Raw genomic sequence first — 15,424 nt, 5'->3', positions numbered from 1 at the left:
AATATTTCTCGTTAATATATTGTATATTTGCCAGCTCAAATAAAAAACGAATTAAATCTAAATAGTTTTGAGACGTACATTTATCAGTATATTACTATCCGTATTATCTCTTATTGGAAATATCCATGCGCAAGTCATATCCAGTGATTCGCTTGTGATGCATTATCTCCAACAGCAAGGAGTTCCGGTCACTGACAACAACGAAGTGAAACTACTGATGAGCGGACGGGAAAAGTTCATTGACCTCTTCGAAGAAATACGACAAGCCCAACATCACATTCATCTGGAATACTTCAATTTCCGAAACGACTCCATAGCAAACGCCCTGTTCGACCTTTTGGCAGAGAAGGTACAGCAAGGCGTAGAAGTACGCGCTATATTCGATGCATTCGGCAACTGGTCAAACAACAAACCACTGAAGAAAAAACACCTGAAGTCCATTCGCAAACGCGGAATTGAGATTACGAAGTTCGACCCGATAACATTTCCGTGGATTAATCATGCCATGCATCGCGATCACCGGAAAATTGTAGTGATTGACGGAAAGGTAGGATATACCGGAGGCATGAACATTGCAGACTATTACATCACCGGACTTCGTAAGATAGGGGAATGGCATGATATGCACATGTGTATCAAAGGAGATGCCGTACGCTATCTGCAAGGCATTTTCCTCACAATGTGGAACCGGGAAACGAAACAACACATCGGCGGGCCGGAGTACTTCCCCGACATACCGGAACTTCCCGACAGCATATCCAAGGAAATTGCAATCGTCGACCGCACTCCCCGCGAAACTCCCCGCGCTATCAGCCATGCGTATGCCGCCTCCATCAAGGCAGCGCAACACAGCATACAAATTGTAAATCCCTACTTCGTTCCGACAGAGTCCATCAGGCAAGCTATTAGAACCGCATTGAAAAAAGGGACGGAAGTAGAAATAATGATACCCGCCGTTTCCGATATTCATTTTACTCCGGATGCCTCTTTCCACATCGTGCACAAACTAATGCAGAAGGGCGCCAAAGTCTATCTCTTCAACGGTGGTTTCCATCATTCCAAGATTATGATGGTGGACGGAAGTTTCTGTACCGTAGGTACTGCCAACCTCAACAGTCGCAGCCTGCGGTATGACTACGAAACCAACGCCTTTATCTTTGACCGGGACATAACCCGGCAGCTCAACGAAATGTTCGAGTACGACAAACAAAACAGTACGCTTCTGACCCCCGAGGTATGGAAAAAGCGCTCCGGCTGGAAGAAGTTCGTAGGTTGGGTAGGCAACCTGTTCACCCCATTCCTCTAATTTTTGATTTGGAAATTCTTCTATCTGCTGAAGTTTACTTACCTTTGGCAAGGCAAAAACGATTGCCCATCATGTCATTCATAATTTGTAACCTGCAACAATGAAACAATATTTAGATTTACTCAATCGCGTTTTGACGGAAGGCATTCATAAAGAAGACCGTACCGGAACCGGAACGATCAGTGTGTTCGGACATCAAATGCGCTTCAATATGGAAGAGGGTTTCCCTTGCCTGACTACCAAGAAATTACATCTGAAATCTATCATATACGAATTATTGTGGTTTCTCAAAGGAGACACGAATGCCAAGTATCTGCAAGACCACGGAGTGCGCATCTGGAACGAATGGGCGGATGAGAATGGAGATTTGGGACACATCTACGGCTATCAATGGCGCTCATGGCCTGACTATAAGGGAGGAGCAATTGATCAGATTTCCGAAGCAGTGAAAACTATTCTTCATAACCCAGACTCCCGGCGTATCATTGTCAGCGCCTGGAATGTGGGCGACCTCGATAACATGAAACTGCCTCCCTGCCATGCTTTTTTCCAGTTTTACGTCGCAAACGGGAAATTGAGCCTGCAACTTTACCAACGTAGTGCAGATATCTTCCTGGGTGTACCTTTCAATATAGCATCTTATGCTTTGTTGCTGCAAATGATGGCGCAGGTTACCGGACTGAAAGCGGGTGATTTTGTTCATACATTGGGTGATTCCCATATTTATCTGAATCATCTGGAGCAGGTGAAACTGCAACTTTCGCGCGAACCGCGTCCGCTACCTCAAATGAACATCAACCCGGACGTAAAAAGTATCTTCGACTTTCAGTATGAGGATTTCGAGTTAACAGATTATGATCCGCACCCGCACATTGCAGGAAAGGTCGCTGTATAATGTTAGGAAGCGTGTTATTTCCCATTTGGAAAGAAGACATTTTTCATCCGCAGATAACGCGGATTGAAATTCAACTAAGTAAGCGTAATCTGCGTAATCTGCGGATGAAAGATAATGATTTTAAAGATAATAGCTTTAATTTTTGAAGACCTTCACCTGAGCAGGCTCATAACAATATAAATTATAAATTTAGGTATAATTATCCCATATCGTATGATTAGTATTATAGCTGCCGTAGACCGCCAATCGGGTATTGGCTTCCGGAATAAACTATTGTTCTGGCTTCCCGATGATTTGAAACGCTTCAAGACATTGACCACAGGAAACACAATTATCATGGGAAGAAAAACGTTTGAATCCTTACCCAAAGGTGCGCTGCCCAATCGCAGGAACGTTGTATTATCTTCCAGTCCCGGCACTCAATGCCCCGGAACGGAAGTCTTTCTTACTCTTGAAGAAGCTTTGCGAAGCTGTAAACCGGAAGAACAAGTATATATTATAGGTGGAGCCAGCGTCTACAAACAGGCAATACCTTTTGCCGATATGCTTTGTCTGACGGAGATAGATGCCGAAGCGCCACAAGTAGACGCATACTTTCCGGCAGTCGACCTTAGTATCTGGCATGAAAAAAGCAGAGAGACTCATCCGGCAGATGAGAAGCATCTCTGCTCTTATGCTTTTGTCGATTACGTTCGCAAATAAGCCTAATCTTCATCCACCGTTTCCACCATTATCGGCATTTGCCGTTTGATAGCTTCATGGAAGGATATCAAAGTTTCAGTACGCGACAGTCCCAGCGGTTGCAGCTTATCGTGGATAATACTCAGCAAATGGTGATTGTTGCGCGCATAGAGTTTGACAAACATATCATATTTACCCGTTGTAAAGTGACACTCCACTATTTCAGGAACAGCCTCAAGCGATTTTGTCACTGAATCAAAAGTTGCAGGGTCTTTCAGATAAATGCCAATATAAGCACAAGTCTCATAACCGATTTTCTCCGGATCGATTACATACTCCGAACCTTTTAATATACCCAAGTTTGTCAGTTTCTGTATGCGTTGGTGAATGGCTGCGCCGGATACATTACAGGCTCTCGCCACTTCAAGGAAAGGAATGCGGGCGTTATCTGCTATTAGTTTCAGAATTTGCTCGTCTAAAGTATCCAATTGATGATGTCCCATTTCTAATCTTAGAATTAATAAACAACTATTGTTTTACTATATTTTCATACGACAATATGCAAAGTTAGCGAAATTTCCCTCAATAAAAATACGATTTATAACTTTTCTTGCTAAAAAGAGGAAGCCGGTACTCACAAGTAACAGTAACCTTTCGGATGGTAATATTTTAGGCACGGATTACGCGGATTTCACGGACTAATTGCTACGCTATGATTACTTAGAAAGAAAATCCGTGAAACCCGCGTATTCCGTTCCTAAAATAATATTACATTCTGTACTGCTCTTATCAGTAAAGATTGTATCTTTGCCGCAACTACAAAATCAAACTATCATGAAAAAACGCCTTGTATTTGTATTGTGCATGATAATGACCATAACAAGCCATGCACAAAACTACAGTGATTATTTTGCAGATAAAACTCTGCGGGTCGATTACATCTTTACCGGAGATGCATCACAACAGAATATATGCCTGGATGAATTATCCATACTTCCATCTTGGGCAGGCAGACATCATCATCTGGCAGAATTGCCATTGCAAGGCAATGGGCAAATCATTATGAAAGACTTAGAAAGTGGAAAAACGATTTATAAAACGTCGTTTTCCTCTCTCTTTCAGGAATGGTTAGATACAGACGAAGCCAAAACTGTAAGCAAAGGTTTTGAAAATACATTCCTGCTCCCCTACCCGCTTCGTCATGCTGAAATAGAAATAACTCTTCTCAATCCGAGAAAAGAGATATGCGCCCGATTGAAGCATACCGTGAAACCGGATGATATACTTATCCATAAAAAAGGAGTAACGCATATCACCCCGCACAAATATTTATTGCGCAATGGGGCTTCGGACAAATATATAGATGTAGCTATTCTTGCAGAGGGTTACACGCCGGAAGAAATGGATACATTCCATCAAGATGCTGAAATTGCCTGCGAAAGCCTGTTTTCCCATGAACCATTCAAAAGTATGAAGGATCGTTTTAACATCATAGCAGTTGCCAGTCCGTCCGAGGACAGCGGTGTAAGTGTTCCCCGGTTAGATGAATGGAAACACACAGCTTTCAATTCTCATTTCAGTACATTCTATTCAGACCGTTATCTGACTACACCTCGCGTAAAATCCATACACGATGCCTTAGCGGGAATACCATACGAACACATCATCATTCTTGCCAATACTAAAGAATATGGCGGTGGTGGCATATACAACGCATACACTCTGACTACTGCACATCACCCGACATTTCGTCCTGTTGTTGTGCACGAGTTCGGACATAGCTTCGGCGGGCTGGCAGATGAATACTTTTACGAAAATGATATTCTGACGGATATCTATCCATTAGATACGGAACCTTGGGAACAAAACATAACAACCTGCGTAGATTTTGCTTCAAAATGGAAAGACATGCTTGTTAAAGGTACACCTGTCCCTACCCCTGTTAGCCAACAAGCTAAATATCCGGTAGGTGTATATGAAGGGGGAGGTTATTCGTTTAAAGGAGTCTATCGCCCTGCGGATTATTGCCGTATGCGTACCAATAATTATCCTACATTCTGCCCCGTATGCCAGCGGGCATTACAGCGGTTGATTGATTTTTATACCAAATAAAGCAAAGAGTTAGACGATAATTATTAATGACTTTTGCGAGTTAATACGCTTCCGCAGGTTCATTGAAACTGGCTATTTCAGCTTTGTGCGGTAGTGGTTGGCTAACTACTTAGTAGTAGTCAGTCAATTACTTAGTAGTAGTTTATACACTACTACTAAGTAATTCAAATAGTATTTGAATCAGCTTTAAACAGATCACCAACAACATTTTCTACTTGTTCCAAAGTATATAGCGTAAAAGCCTAAAAAAATAGGGGTGCTTGCTGAACAAGCACCCCTATTTTATATAATTCGATTCAACTTCTTACTGACGCGGTTGCGCAGAATAGTTAATCTTCAATGCATAAGCTTTACGAAGAGCCTCTTTGATATCTGTTACAATACCCATTTTCGTATCTTGGTCTACTTTCAAAGAAACAGTCATCTGCGGCTGATCTTCCTCTTTCATACTGGCACGTTCACCAATAATGTAATCTTGAATTTCAGCAACTTCAGCATAGTTATCATTTAACTGAATACGGCTTTCATTACCTAATTTTTGACGGAATTCAGCAGTAGGTTTTCCTACATAGATAAACGTAACTAAAGATTTCTTCTCCAATTTTTCCAATTCTGTAGCTTGCGGAACCTTAAACTCAACTCTTAACGTTACCTCACGCATCGTTGTTACAATCATAAAGAAGAACAACAAGGTGAAAATAAGGTCAGGTAGAGAAGAAGTGTTCAACGCAGGCATTTCACGTGAACCAGTTTTATTAAATTTTCCCATTACTTCTTTTCTCCGTATTTTTTAGGTTCTGCCTCAGAGATCTTCTGAGGATAAATCTCACGAATTGCCTTTTGTTCATCTTCGCCCAAAGCAACATAGTCCTTCCCCCACTTCTCCTGAGCTAATTCGTCTCTCAACTCATTATAAGCGGCTACCAATTCATTCTGAACAGCCAGATATGCCTTGTATGAAGAACCACGGTCACAACGCAAAGAAACTACATGCTTTTCCGTAATCTGCATAGTACCGAAAAAAGGAACATCTTTAGCATGTTTTTCCGGTTTATTTTCATCATTATACGGGTTAGCAATGAATTCTTTTGCTCTACCTCTCAATTGTTCTACGCTTACATAGTCGCCGCTACACATAAGTTGGTCATTCATATTTAAGAATACCGTCATTACGTTGCGCTCTTTCACCTTATCAGGTTCGTCTTCTATTTGTTCTGAATCGGGTGGTGGCGGCAAACGTCTTGCCAAACCACGGTCCGTATCCATAGAAGTCGTAATCAAGAAGAAGATCAACAACAGGAAAGCGATATCCGCCGTAGAACTTGAGTTAATATCAGGAACTTTTCTTTTTCCTTTTGCCATTATAATTACTCCATTAAATTGAGTTTCCTCAATTGATTATGATACTTTCTTTTTAATACTACTGAATAACATTGCAAGGACAGTTGCACCCAGCAAGAAGTAGATAGTATAAAGGAACATGTCAGTCACTTTCAGCCAGAACTCAACGTTATCTGTTCCACTATATCCTGGAATAGCCATTGGTTCTCCGCTACCCATTGACCAAGCAACAACCATAACGATAGCCAGAAGGATTACACCAACCAAAGACTTCAAAGCCTTTACGGGATTATCTTTCAATGCGCTACCGAATTGCAAGATAAATCCACCTACCATTGCAACAACAGCCAAACCCAACAAACCATACATCAAATACAACAGGGTATCTGTTTGCGCCGGCTGCCACATTTCAGGGTCAACCCCTATAAGTACTGCACCATCTTTGGCATTTCCACCGAAGTAGAACAATCCCAATACCACTAAGATGGCGGCAATCAATAAGTACAGTACATAGTATGATACTTTATATGATAATTTAGCCATTTTGATTACTTTTTGTATTTCAAGTTATATTTGATAACCATATCCAACAGAGAAATAGAAGAATCTTCCATTTCGCTGGTCAAAGCTTCGATCTTAGACAGGATATAGTTATAGAATACCTGCAGAATCAAAGCAACGATCAAACCGAAAATAGTCGTAATCAAGGCAACTTTCATACCACCTGCTACAACTGTCGGAGAGATATCACCTACTTGTTGAATCTTATCAAATGCTTGTACCATACCGATTACAGTACCCAAGAATCCTAAAGACGGAGCCATTGCGATGAACAGCGTAATCCAAGAACAACCTTTTTCCAAATAACCGGCTTGTACACCACCGTAAGAAACTACTGACTTTTCAACTACATCAATACCTTGATCAACTCTCATCAAGCCTTGGTAGTAGATAGAAGCAATAGGACCTCTGGTGTTACGAGCAATATCCTTAGCAGCTTCTACATCGCCTTTTTCCAAAGCAGCTTCAATAGCAGCTAAGAATTTCTTAGTGTTAATTTCAGCCAAACTCAAATAAATGATACGCTCAATACAGAATGCAAGACCAATCACCAAAGCAATAGCAACCAAACTCATGAAAGATGCAGTACCTTCAATAAACTTGGTTTTAATTTCTTTGTGAATACCGCCTTCTTCAGCTTCTACGCCAGCAGCACCGGCAGAAGCCACTTGTTCTGTTTGTCCAGCTGCAGGAGCATCTTGAGCCTGAGCAAATTGAGTTGAGCCAAATGTTAAGACTCCCATCACAGCAACAATTGCAAATAACTTTTTCATTGTGTGTCTAATTTTTAAGATTAATTAATTAATTAAATTATTTATTACGTTTATTATTCTTGTTTCTTTCTCTCATATTGCGGAGAGACGGGGATTCGGAACCCGCGGATACGCTTTTGGCGTATACACGCTTTCCAGGCGTGCCTCTTCAACCACTCGAGCATCTCTCCAATAGACGCCTTCTTCAAAATCGGCTGCAAATTACAAAAAAAATGCGAACCACCAGCGTTTTCAGCTACAAATGTATTCTTTTTTTCGTTCTCGTACTTCATTATCCCTGTTTTATCCCTAATAAAATCTCAAAATTAATAAACTTTAAATTCTTCAATATCTTATTTGGGTATTCCAAACACTTTTAAAGCGGTTTCTGAAGTAATGTTTCCTACCTCCTCCGGAGGCATGTGGTAAATCTCGGAAATCTTCATCAGGGTATCCTTTATATATGCGCTCTCATTCCTCTTACCCCGGTTAGGCATAGGGGTCAAGTATGGTGAATCTGTTTCAAGCACAATCTTTTCCAAAGGGATTCCTTGCAATACTTCCGGAAGTCCAGACTTCTTAAAAGTAACCACACCATTGACTCCAATAGAGAACCCGGAGAATTCCAATATTCGTGCTGCTTCTTCAGCAGTTCCTGTAAAGCTGTGAAAAACGCCTTTCAAAGAAGTTTTTTTATAAGGTTCCAACACCTTATATATATAATCAAAAGCATCCCTGCAATGAATCACTACCGGTAAATCATATTCCAACGCCCAATTGACCTGCTTATCCAATACAAACTCCTGTTCTTTCAAATAAGTTTTGTCCCAATAAAGGTCCATCCCAATCTCACCTATGGCTATATATCCTTCGGAAGTTTCCAATTCATGACGCAGTATCTCCAATTCTTTAGCATAACCTTCATTAACAGAAGTCGGATGTAATCCAATCATAGGGAAGCAGTACTCTCTATATAGATTGCAAGCGGCTAACATTGGTTTCACCGTAGTACTATCAATATTGGGCATAAAAATATGCGTAACTCCTGCAGTACGGGCACGTTCAATGACTTGTGGCAAGTCTTCCGTAAATTCTTCCAAAAAAAGATGGGAATGCGTATCTACCAGTCTCATTTGGTTACTTCTTCTTTCCGTTTTTCACCGGTACGATAATAGTATATCAAACCATAATCACGGCATAAATCCAAACGCTTTTCATTAGGAAAAACGTTCTCATATTTTTTTTCCACTTGATTCCATATATCTAATATCAATTTATCAGCAGTGTCCCGCATAGCAGAAAGGGTTTCTAAACTACGTGCGGTCAAAGACTGCAAATTCTTTTGCCTGTCATAACTGTCTGTAAAGATATCATAGTGTACTTTAACTTTGGCGATAGTAGGATTGTATATAGGGGCTCCTCCTTGCGAAATTCGTTTTGTTTCTCCACTTATGATTTTACGTCCCCACTCCACTAACGCCGCTTCTGTTGATAAGTCCGGCACATTCGTACTATCAGCCGGCAAACCATAGTGTGACTTATACGCGGCACGAACTTCCGAACGAATTATCGCTAAATTCAGTACCTGAATAAAATGAGAAATATACAACCGTGCCATCCGGACATTAGCCTGATGCTTATGTCCAGCCTGCGATTGACGTTCAAAACACTGGGAATAATAAGACTGCGCAGCTTCAAACTTTGTAAGGAAATTCCGAGTTTCAGTCAATACTTTCAAAGAAACCGCCAAATCATAGACATCATAAATATCAGCTTTTACAACCACTGCTTTCAGTGCCCGTATCCTTGCTTGATCCGTATTTGGTAATCTTCTATAAGGCATAATTCTTAGAAATACCGTTATAACTCTCTGCGCACCAGATTTTCTGTTATTCTTTTCAACTCTTCTTTCTTCTCTTCCAAGACATTCACCGTTGCAAGACTTTCCATTGCACGCCTGCTATACAGCAATATTTGTTCTTCACAAATCGCCCTCACGCCAATCTGATCATAAATTTGCTTCACTGCTGCAATCTTCTCGTCCGGTTGGAAAGTAGTAGCATGTATCCAATACTCCAATTGCTCACGCCGATTTACATCAGCGTGTTCCAATGCTTTAATCAACAAATAAGTTTTCTTGTTACAGAGAATATCCCCACCTATATTCTTTCCGAATACAGCAGTATTTCCATATACATCCAGCAAATCATCTTTCAGTTGAAAGGCAATTCCTATATGCATACCGAAATCATATAAGCTATCGGCATCTATTTCCGAAGCGCCACCCAAACAAGCACCGATTTTTAGACTTGCTGCCAACAAAACGGCTGTCTTCAGGCGAATCATTTCCAGATACTCCTCTGCTGCAACATCACTTCGTTGTTCAAACTCCATATCCATCTGTTGCCCTTCACATATTTCAAGAGCCGTCAAATTGAACAGGTCCATTACCTCTTTCAGGAAAGCAGCAGGACATCCTGCCATAAATTGATAAGCAAGTACCAACATTGCATCCCCGGAAAGAATCGCTGTATTATCATTCCATACTTTATGAACAGTTTCTTTTCCTCTACGACGGTCAGCACGATCCATCAGGTCATCATGCAATAAGGTATAATTATGATATACCTCAATCCCCGTAGCCGGATCATAAATGCGAGTTACATCATCTTTATACAGATTGTAAGCCATCAACATTAGTATAGGGCGAATTCGTTTTCCTCCCAGGGATAAAACATATTCAACCGGAGCATACAGTCCTCTCGGGGTACGCGTAAACCTTAAATTAGCAATATGAGAATTAAACTTTTCGAGAAGCTCGGAAGCTACAAACATAGTAGTAGTGAATTAACGAACAGTAGGAATAAAAAGAGGCTGCTTCAGGCAGCCTCTTCTATTATTTAGATATATTATTGCAATCTGAACATTACAGGCACAGTGTACTTAACGCGTACAGGTTTACCACGCTGCATACCTGGCTTCCACTTCGGCATTGTACCAATCACACGAAGGGCTTCTTTATCCAAATAAGGGTCAACACCTCTTAATACTTTAGCATCTACAATACTACCGTCTTTGTTAACCACGAACTGTACTGTTACACGTCCTTGCGTTCCATTTTCCTGTGCAATAGTCGGATATTTGATATTCTTACTTAAGAATTGCATCAAACCGGCCATACCACCATTCGGGAATTCAGGCATTTCTTCTACCACTTCAAAAATGGTTTGTTCTTCCGGTTCTTCTTCAACAACCGCTACAGGCACATACTTTATTTCAACAGCAGCACCGGTTTCTTCAGAAGAAGCAATAACCGTCTCTTCTACATCAGCGTCATCTTCCACAATTTCCAGTGTTTCGGCAATCGGAGCTATTTCCGGAGGAGGAGGAATCACTTTTTCTTCTTGCTCTGTAATAGGAACCATTTCCTCTTCAAAAACCAAATCAGAGAGAGCTTGACTTGTATCAATCTTGATATCACGCTTTGTCCACTCAAATGCTATAAACATAAAAGCGAGTACAACAACATAACCAACAAGCATCCATGTCGACTTCTTGTTCTCCAAATCAGCTTTAGGTGTTTTCTTAATTTCCATAATTATTATTTTTTAGTGTTTCTCGTTTATACTTTTCTATGGGCAAATATACTACTTTTTATGTAGATACATGAATTGCACTATTATTTTTAATACAATCCACTCGCATTTTAATTTTTTTAATCCTTTAGAAATGCACTTATGCTTTTGTGGCACAAAAATAACGAGATATTTTAAAAATATCGTATCTTTGGCACTAATTTTAAAATGGAATGTTCAAAAAGTCTTTTATAGCAGTGTTATTCCTCTTGTTTCTACCCACCTTGCGGGCACAGGATGGTACTGATGCTTTCTTATTTTTAAAATTACCCTTTTCTTCCCATGCTTCAGCATTAGGGGGAGAAAATATTTCTATTATAGAAGATGATTTGACAATGGCTGTTCAGAATCCCGCTCTTCTTTCATGTGTAGCCGACAAGACTCTGAATCTTAATTATATGCTTTATATGGATGGAATAAATGTGGCCGGAGCTGCATTTGCCCGTTCCATAGGTAAACGTTCTACCTGGGCGGTAACCACCCAATACGTAGATTACGGAGAGATGAAAGAAACTACGGAAGAGAATATCGAAACCGGTACATTTTCAGCCAAGGATATTTCCATATCAGGCATATATACATACGATTTAAGCGACTACTGGAGTGGTGGTGTGCGTACCAACTTTATCTATTCTCATTACGATAAATACTCTTCATTTGCTATCGGTGTTGATTTGGGCTTAAACTATTACCATCAGGAGTCTGACTTCTCCGCTTCATTGGTTACCCGTAATCTGGGAGGACAACTTAAAACATTCGAAGAGCGACATGAGGAATTACCCGTTGACGTGCAGTTAGGTTTCAGCAAAGGTTTGGCACATGCTCCATTCCGGTTCTCCTTCACTCTTCACGATCTCACACATTGGAACGCTCCGGTTATGGCAACAAACAATTTCGGAAAGAAATTGTTAAATCACATAGCTTTGGGCATTGATTTTCTTCCGACCAACAACTTTTATATAGCAGCGGGATATAATTTTCGTCGCGGAGAAGAAATGAAAATAAACGGTTCCAGTCATTGGGCAGGGTTTTCCTGTGGCATGGGAATTCGGTTGAAACGGTTGAAATTAGACATGGCATACGCCAAATACCATGTAAGTTCATCCTCGCTTATTTTTAATTTGTCTTATACCTTATAATATATAATAGCATAATCAAAAAGAAAATGAAAAAGATAACTATCGCAATCGACGGTTTTTCCTCTTGTGGGAAAAGTACTATGGCAAAAGATCTCGCCTATGAAATAGGTTATATTTATATAGATAGTGGCGCCATGTATCGTGCCGTTACTTTATATAGCATGGAACATGGTATTTTTCAGGGAAATCAAATTAATACGGAAAAACTTCAAAAAGAAATAGGGAACATTCACATATCCTTTCAACTTAATCCAGAGACCGGGCGTCCGGATACTTATTTAAACGGAATAAATGTAGAAGATAAGATTCGAAGTATGGAAGTTGCCTTCCGCGTCAGTCCCATTGCCGCTTTGGAGTTTGTACGTAAAGCGATGGTAGCACAACAGCAGGAAATGGGAAAGAATAAAGGGATTGTCATGGACGGACGAGATATCGGTACTACTGTATTTCCGGATGCTGAGCTAAAAATTTTCGTAACAGCGACACCTGAGATACGTGCGCAACGCCGCTACGAGGAATTGAAAGACAAAGGGCAAAAAGTCAGCTTTAACGAAATACTGGAAAATATGAGGCAACGGGACTTCATTGATCAAAACCGCGAAGTAAGCCCACTACGCAAGGCGGATGATGCGCTGTTATTAGACAACACCGACATGACTATTTTCCAGCAAAAAGAATGGTTGGAAGAACAATTCAACAAAGTAGTTAATGAATAAACGCAAAAGGGTGTAGCCTTAGAAACTGTGTTGAAACAAACGCTAAAGAGACCGATAAAAATAATTAGGAATAAATTCAAAACAGTTTCTTGCTTTAAGTAAGCGTAAAAAATAAGTTGGGACAGTTTTTGATGAAAGAAAGGGACTGTATCTCATCAGTGCCGTCATAATGTGTACCAAGTTATTCTTTAATCATTACTAAATCAACTTTTTAAGTTATGGTAAAAGTAGAAATAGATGAAGGCTCCGGTTTTTGTTTCGGAGTAGTTACCGCAATAAACAAAGCTGAAGAAGAGTTGGCGAAAGGTGGTATCTTATACTGCCTGGGAGATATTGTACACAACAGTCGCGAAGTAGAACGTCTGAAAGCTATGGGGCTTACCACTATCAATCATAACGATTTCAACCATCTGCACCATGCCAAAGTATTGTTGCGTGCCCACGGCGAACCCCCTGAAACCTACGAAATAGCGCGTCGCAACAATATTGAAATCATAGATGCCACCTGCCCTGTGGTACTCCGCCTGCAAAAGAAAATCAAGCAAGAATACACTCAAGAGAATAATGAAGACAAGCAAATTGTCATATATGGGAAAACCGGCCATGCAGAAGTACTTGGATTAGTAGGGCAAACTACCGGGAAAGCAATTGTGATAGAAAAACTGGAAGAAGTTAGGAAGCTGGATTTCAGTAAAAGTATTCGTTTATATTCGCAAACCACGAAATCGCTGGACGAATTTCAGAAAATAGTGGAATATATCAAAGAACATATTTCCCCTAACGTCACATTCGAATATTATGATACCATTTGCCGGCAGGTAGCCAACCGTATTCCAAACATACGGAAGTTTGCCGCCTCACACGATCTGGTCTTTTTTGTTAGCGGGAAGAAGAGTTCTAACGGGAAAATGCTATTCAGTGAATGCCGGAAAGTCAACCCCAATTCTCATTTGATAGATAATGCCGAAGAAATAGACGCTTCCCTGCTCACAAGAGCTGACTCTATCGGAATATGCGGGGCTACCTCCACTCCCAAATGGTTAATGGAAGAAATATCCAAGGCTATCAAACTGCGACTTCAGGATACAAGTCACCGCTTTGAAATAAGAAATTAACGTCAAATATCAGGCAGCCCCTCAGTTTTTACTATATTTGCAGCAATTATTAACACCAAACTAAAAGATTGTTATGGGAGTAGTTAAGTGTATAGGTATTTTAACATCCGGAGGAGATGCTCCGGGAATGAATGCAGCGATTCGTGCGGTAACGCGCTCTGCTATTTACAATGGACTCGCAGTAAAAGGTATATATAGAGGTTACAAGGGTCTGGTAACCGGTGAAATCAAAGAATTCAAAAGCCAGAATGTGAGTAATATTATACAATTAGGCGGTACAATCCTGAAGACTGCCCGTTGTCAAGAATTTACCACTCCTGAAGGACGCCAGACAGCTTATGATAACATGAAGAAAGAAGACATTGACGCCTTGGTTATCATCGGTGGCGACGGCTCACTGACAGGTGCACGCATCTTTGCACAAGAGTTTGATGTACCGTGTGTCGGGTTACCGGGCACTATTGACAATGATTTATACGGCACGGATACCACTATCGGCTATGATACCGCTTTAAACACCATTCTGGATGCAGTAGATAAGATCCGCGATACCGCAACTTCCCACGAGCGCCTGTTCTTCGTGGAGGTAATGGGACGTGATGCCGGTTTTCTTGCTTTGAACGGCGCCATTGCATCAGGTGCGGAAGCCGCCATTATTCCGGAATTCAGTACGGAAGTAGACCAATTGGAAGAGTTCATCAAGAACGGTTTCCGTAAATCCAAGAACAGTAGTATCGTAATTGTAGCTGAAAGTGAACTGACAGGCGGAGCCATGCATTATGCAGAACGTGTAAAGAATGAATACCCCCAATATGACGTACGCGTAACCATCCTTGGGCACTTGCAACGTGGTGGAAGCCCTACGGCTCACGACCGTATCCTTGCCAGCCGGCTCGGTGCTGCTGCTATTGATGCAATTATGGAAGGACAGCGAAACGTAATGATCGGTATCGAACATGATGAAGTGGTATATGTACCTTTCGCAAAAGCTATCAAGAACGACAAGCCTATTAAGAGAGAACTGGTAAGTGTATTGAGAGAATTATCCATTTAAGTCAGGATAAATCACATCCAATATGCGGCGTTTACACCGCATATATATGGTTCACGTACGGGATATATATGGTTCGCGCACCGCATATATATGGTTCGCGCACCGCATATATCCCGT

Annotated in this window: 17 protein-coding genes and 1 tRNA gene; 8 read left to right on the top strand and 10 right to left on the bottom strand. The window is 40.9% G+C overall.

The features are described 5' to 3' along the window. Positions 1–121: 121 nt before the first annotated feature. The 3 genes from cls to B2Z67_RS00125 all read left to right on the top strand — a co-directional run bounded on the left by cls (position 122) and on the right by B2Z67_RS00125 (position 2,903). Positions 122–1,306: a cardiolipin synthase gene (gene cls / locus B2Z67_RS00135; RefSeq protein ID WP_414630758.1), complete on the top strand. Its 1,185-nt coding sequence runs from the start codon at positions 122–124 to the stop codon at positions 1,304–1,306. Between the two features lie 100 nt (positions 1,307–1,406). After that, positions 1,407–2,201: a thymidylate synthase gene (locus B2Z67_RS00130; RefSeq protein WP_291527782.1), complete on the top strand. Its 795-nt coding sequence runs from the start codon at positions 1,407–1,409 to the stop codon at positions 2,199–2,201. 213 nt (positions 2,202–2,414) lie between these two features. Then, complete coding sequence (locus B2Z67_RS00125; protein WP_291527781.1) at positions 2,415–2,903, top strand: dihydrofolate reductase; 489 nt, start codon at positions 2,415–2,417, stop codon at positions 2,901–2,903. 2 nt (positions 2,904–2,905) lie between these two features. Here the strand turns inward: B2Z67_RS00125 and B2Z67_RS00120 are convergent, their stop codons facing one another. Continuing rightward, positions 2,906–3,385, bottom strand: a complete 480-nt coding sequence (locus tag B2Z67_RS00120; protein WP_291527780.1) for an Lrp/AsnC family transcriptional regulator — start codon at positions 3,383–3,385, stop codon at positions 2,906–2,908. Between the two features lie 331 nt (positions 3,386–3,716). Here B2Z67_RS00120 and B2Z67_RS00115 point away from each other — a divergent pair, with 331 nt between their 5' ends. Next, positions 3,717–4,994 (top strand): IgA Peptidase M64, encoded by a 1,278-nt coding sequence (locus B2Z67_RS00115; protein ID WP_291527779.1) that lies wholly within the window; start codon positions 3,717–3,719, stop codon positions 4,992–4,994. 304 nt (positions 4,995–5,298) lie between these two features. Here B2Z67_RS00115 and B2Z67_RS00110 read toward each other — a convergent pair whose 3' ends face one another. The 9 genes from B2Z67_RS00110 to B2Z67_RS00070 form a co-directional block, all read right to left on the bottom strand. Next, positions 5,299–5,763, bottom strand: coding sequence for an ExbD/TolR family protein (locus tag B2Z67_RS00110; RefSeq protein ID WP_291527778.1), 465 nt, complete (start codon positions 5,761–5,763; stop codon positions 5,299–5,301). Next, on the bottom strand, positions 5,763–6,356 hold the full coding sequence (locus B2Z67_RS00105; RefSeq protein WP_291527777.1) for an ExbD/TolR family protein: 594 nt from the start codon (positions 6,354–6,356) through the stop codon (positions 5,763–5,765). Before B2Z67_RS00105 ends, B2Z67_RS00110 begins: the two co-directional genes overlap by 1 nt. Before the next feature lie 36 nt (positions 6,357–6,392). Next, positions 6,393–6,878: a hypothetical protein gene (locus B2Z67_RS00100; protein ID WP_291527776.1), complete on the bottom strand. Its 486-nt coding sequence runs from the start codon at positions 6,876–6,878 to the stop codon at positions 6,393–6,395. Positions 6,879–6,883: 5 nt separating this feature from the next. Next, the gene (locus B2Z67_RS00095) at positions 6,884–7,669 is read right to left on the bottom strand and encodes a MotA/TolQ/ExbB proton channel family protein (protein WP_291527775.1); all 786 of its coding nucleotides are present in this window, start codon (positions 7,667–7,669) and stop codon (positions 6,884–6,886) included. Between the two features lie 80 nt (positions 7,670–7,749). After that, positions 7,750–7,839, bottom strand: a tRNA-Ser gene (locus B2Z67_RS00090). A gap of 162 nt (positions 7,840–8,001) precedes the next feature. After that, positions 8,002–8,781 (bottom strand): TatD family hydrolase, encoded by a 780-nt coding sequence (locus B2Z67_RS00085; protein WP_291527774.1) that lies wholly within the window; start codon positions 8,779–8,781, stop codon positions 8,002–8,004. Further along, positions 8,778–9,491, bottom strand: coding sequence for a hypothetical protein (locus B2Z67_RS00080; RefSeq protein WP_291527773.1), 714 nt, complete (start codon positions 9,489–9,491; stop codon positions 8,778–8,780). The genes B2Z67_RS00085 and B2Z67_RS00080 overlap by 4 nt, the downstream gene beginning before the upstream one ends. Positions 9,492–9,508: 17 nt before the next feature. Further along, positions 9,509–10,483, bottom strand: a complete 975-nt coding sequence (locus B2Z67_RS00075) for a polyprenyl synthetase family protein (RefSeq protein WP_291527772.1) — start codon at positions 10,481–10,483, stop codon at positions 9,509–9,511. A 74-nt stretch (positions 10,484–10,557) separates the two neighbouring features. Then, the gene (locus B2Z67_RS00070; protein WP_291527771.1) at positions 10,558–11,244 is read right to left on the bottom strand and encodes an energy transducer TonB; all 687 of its coding nucleotides are present in this window, start codon (positions 11,242–11,244) and stop codon (positions 10,558–10,560) included. A 212-nt stretch (positions 11,245–11,456) separates the two neighbouring features. Here B2Z67_RS00070 and porQ point away from each other — a divergent pair, with 212 nt between their 5' ends. From porQ to pfkA, 4 genes are all read left to right on the top strand, one after another. Then, positions 11,457–12,422 carry a type IX secretion system protein PorQ gene (gene porQ, locus B2Z67_RS00065; RefSeq protein WP_291527770.1) on the top strand — a complete coding sequence of 322 codons (966 nt, stop codon included), beginning with the start codon at positions 11,457–11,459 and terminating at the stop codon, positions 12,420–12,422. A 26-nt stretch (positions 12,423–12,448) separates the two neighbouring features. Beyond that, positions 12,449–13,138, top strand: a complete 690-nt coding sequence (cmk, locus tag B2Z67_RS00060) for a (d)CMP kinase (RefSeq protein WP_291527769.1) — start codon at positions 12,449–12,451, stop codon at positions 13,136–13,138. Between the two features lie 218 nt (positions 13,139–13,356). Further along, the gene (locus B2Z67_RS00055) at positions 13,357–14,253 is read left to right on the top strand and encodes a 4-hydroxy-3-methylbut-2-enyl diphosphate reductase (RefSeq protein WP_291527768.1); all 897 of its coding nucleotides are present in this window, start codon (positions 13,357–13,359) and stop codon (positions 14,251–14,253) included. 73 nt (positions 14,254–14,326) lie between these two features. Beyond that, the gene (gene pfkA / locus B2Z67_RS00050) at positions 14,327–15,307 is read left to right on the top strand and encodes a 6-phosphofructokinase (RefSeq protein WP_291527767.1); all 981 of its coding nucleotides are present in this window, start codon (positions 14,327–14,329) and stop codon (positions 15,305–15,307) included. The last annotated feature ends 117 nt before the right edge of the window (positions 15,308–15,424 follow it).

This window comes from Bacteroides sp. UBA939 (assembly GCF_002293435.1).
In the GTDB taxonomy this organism is placed as follows: Bacteria; Bacteroidota; Bacteroidia; order Bacteroidales; family Bacteroidaceae; genus Bacteroides.
Note: the sequence above shows the minus strand (reverse complement) of the source record. Positions and strands in the feature narration are given on the sequence as shown.

What these genes read in the sequence shown, in the direction of transcription:
- B2Z67_RS00130 (WP_291527782.1), top strand. Translation starts at nt 1,407, where the DNA reads ATGAAACAATATTTAGATTTACTCAATCGCGTTTTGACGGAAGGCATT.
- B2Z67_RS00125 (WP_291527781.1), top strand. Translation starts at nt 2,415, where the DNA reads ATGATTAGTATTATAGCTGCCGTAGACCGCCAATCGGGTATTGGCTTC.
- B2Z67_RS00120 (WP_291527780.1), bottom strand. Translation starts at nt 3,385, where the DNA reads ATGGGACATCATCAATTGGATACTTTAGACGAGCAAATTCTGAAACTA.
- B2Z67_RS00115 (WP_291527779.1), top strand. Translation starts at nt 3,717, where the DNA reads ATGAAAAAACGCCTTGTATTTGTATTGTGCATGATAATGACCATAACA.
- B2Z67_RS00110 (WP_291527778.1), bottom strand. Translation starts at nt 5,763, where the DNA reads ATGGGAAAATTTAATAAAACTGGTTCACGTGAAATGCCTGCGTTGAAC.
- B2Z67_RS00105 (WP_291527777.1), bottom strand. Translation starts at nt 6,356, where the DNA reads ATGGCAAAAGGAAAAAGAAAAGTTCCTGATATTAACTCAAGTTCTACG.
- B2Z67_RS00100 (WP_291527776.1), bottom strand. Translation starts at nt 6,878, where the DNA reads ATGGCTAAATTATCATATAAAGTATCATACTATGTACTGTACTTATTG.
- B2Z67_RS00095 (WP_291527775.1), bottom strand. Translation starts at nt 7,669, where the DNA reads ATGAAAAAGTTATTTGCAATTGTTGCTGTGATGGGAGTCTTAACATTT.
- B2Z67_RS00085 (WP_291527774.1), bottom strand. Translation starts at nt 8,781, where the DNA reads ATGAGACTGGTAGATACGCATTCCCATCTTTTTTTGGAAGAATTTACG.
- B2Z67_RS00080 (WP_291527773.1), bottom strand. Translation starts at nt 9,491, where the DNA reads ATGCCTTATAGAAGATTACCAAATACGGATCAAGCAAGGATACGGGCA.
- B2Z67_RS00075 (WP_291527772.1), bottom strand. Translation starts at nt 10,483, where the DNA reads ATGTTTGTAGCTTCCGAGCTTCTCGAAAAGTTTAATTCTCATATTGCT.
- B2Z67_RS00070 (WP_291527771.1), bottom strand. Translation starts at nt 11,244, where the DNA reads ATGGAAATTAAGAAAACACCTAAAGCTGATTTGGAGAACAAGAAGTCG.
- porQ (WP_291527770.1), top strand. Translation starts at nt 11,457, where the DNA reads ATGTTCAAAAAGTCTTTTATAGCAGTGTTATTCCTCTTGTTTCTACCC.
- cmk (WP_291527769.1), top strand. Translation starts at nt 12,449, where the DNA reads ATGAAAAAGATAACTATCGCAATCGACGGTTTTTCCTCTTGTGGGAAA.
- B2Z67_RS00055 (WP_291527768.1), top strand. Translation starts at nt 13,357, where the DNA reads ATGGTAAAAGTAGAAATAGATGAAGGCTCCGGTTTTTGTTTCGGAGTA.
- pfkA (WP_291527767.1), top strand. Translation starts at nt 14,327, where the DNA reads ATGGGAGTAGTTAAGTGTATAGGTATTTTAACATCCGGAGGAGATGCT.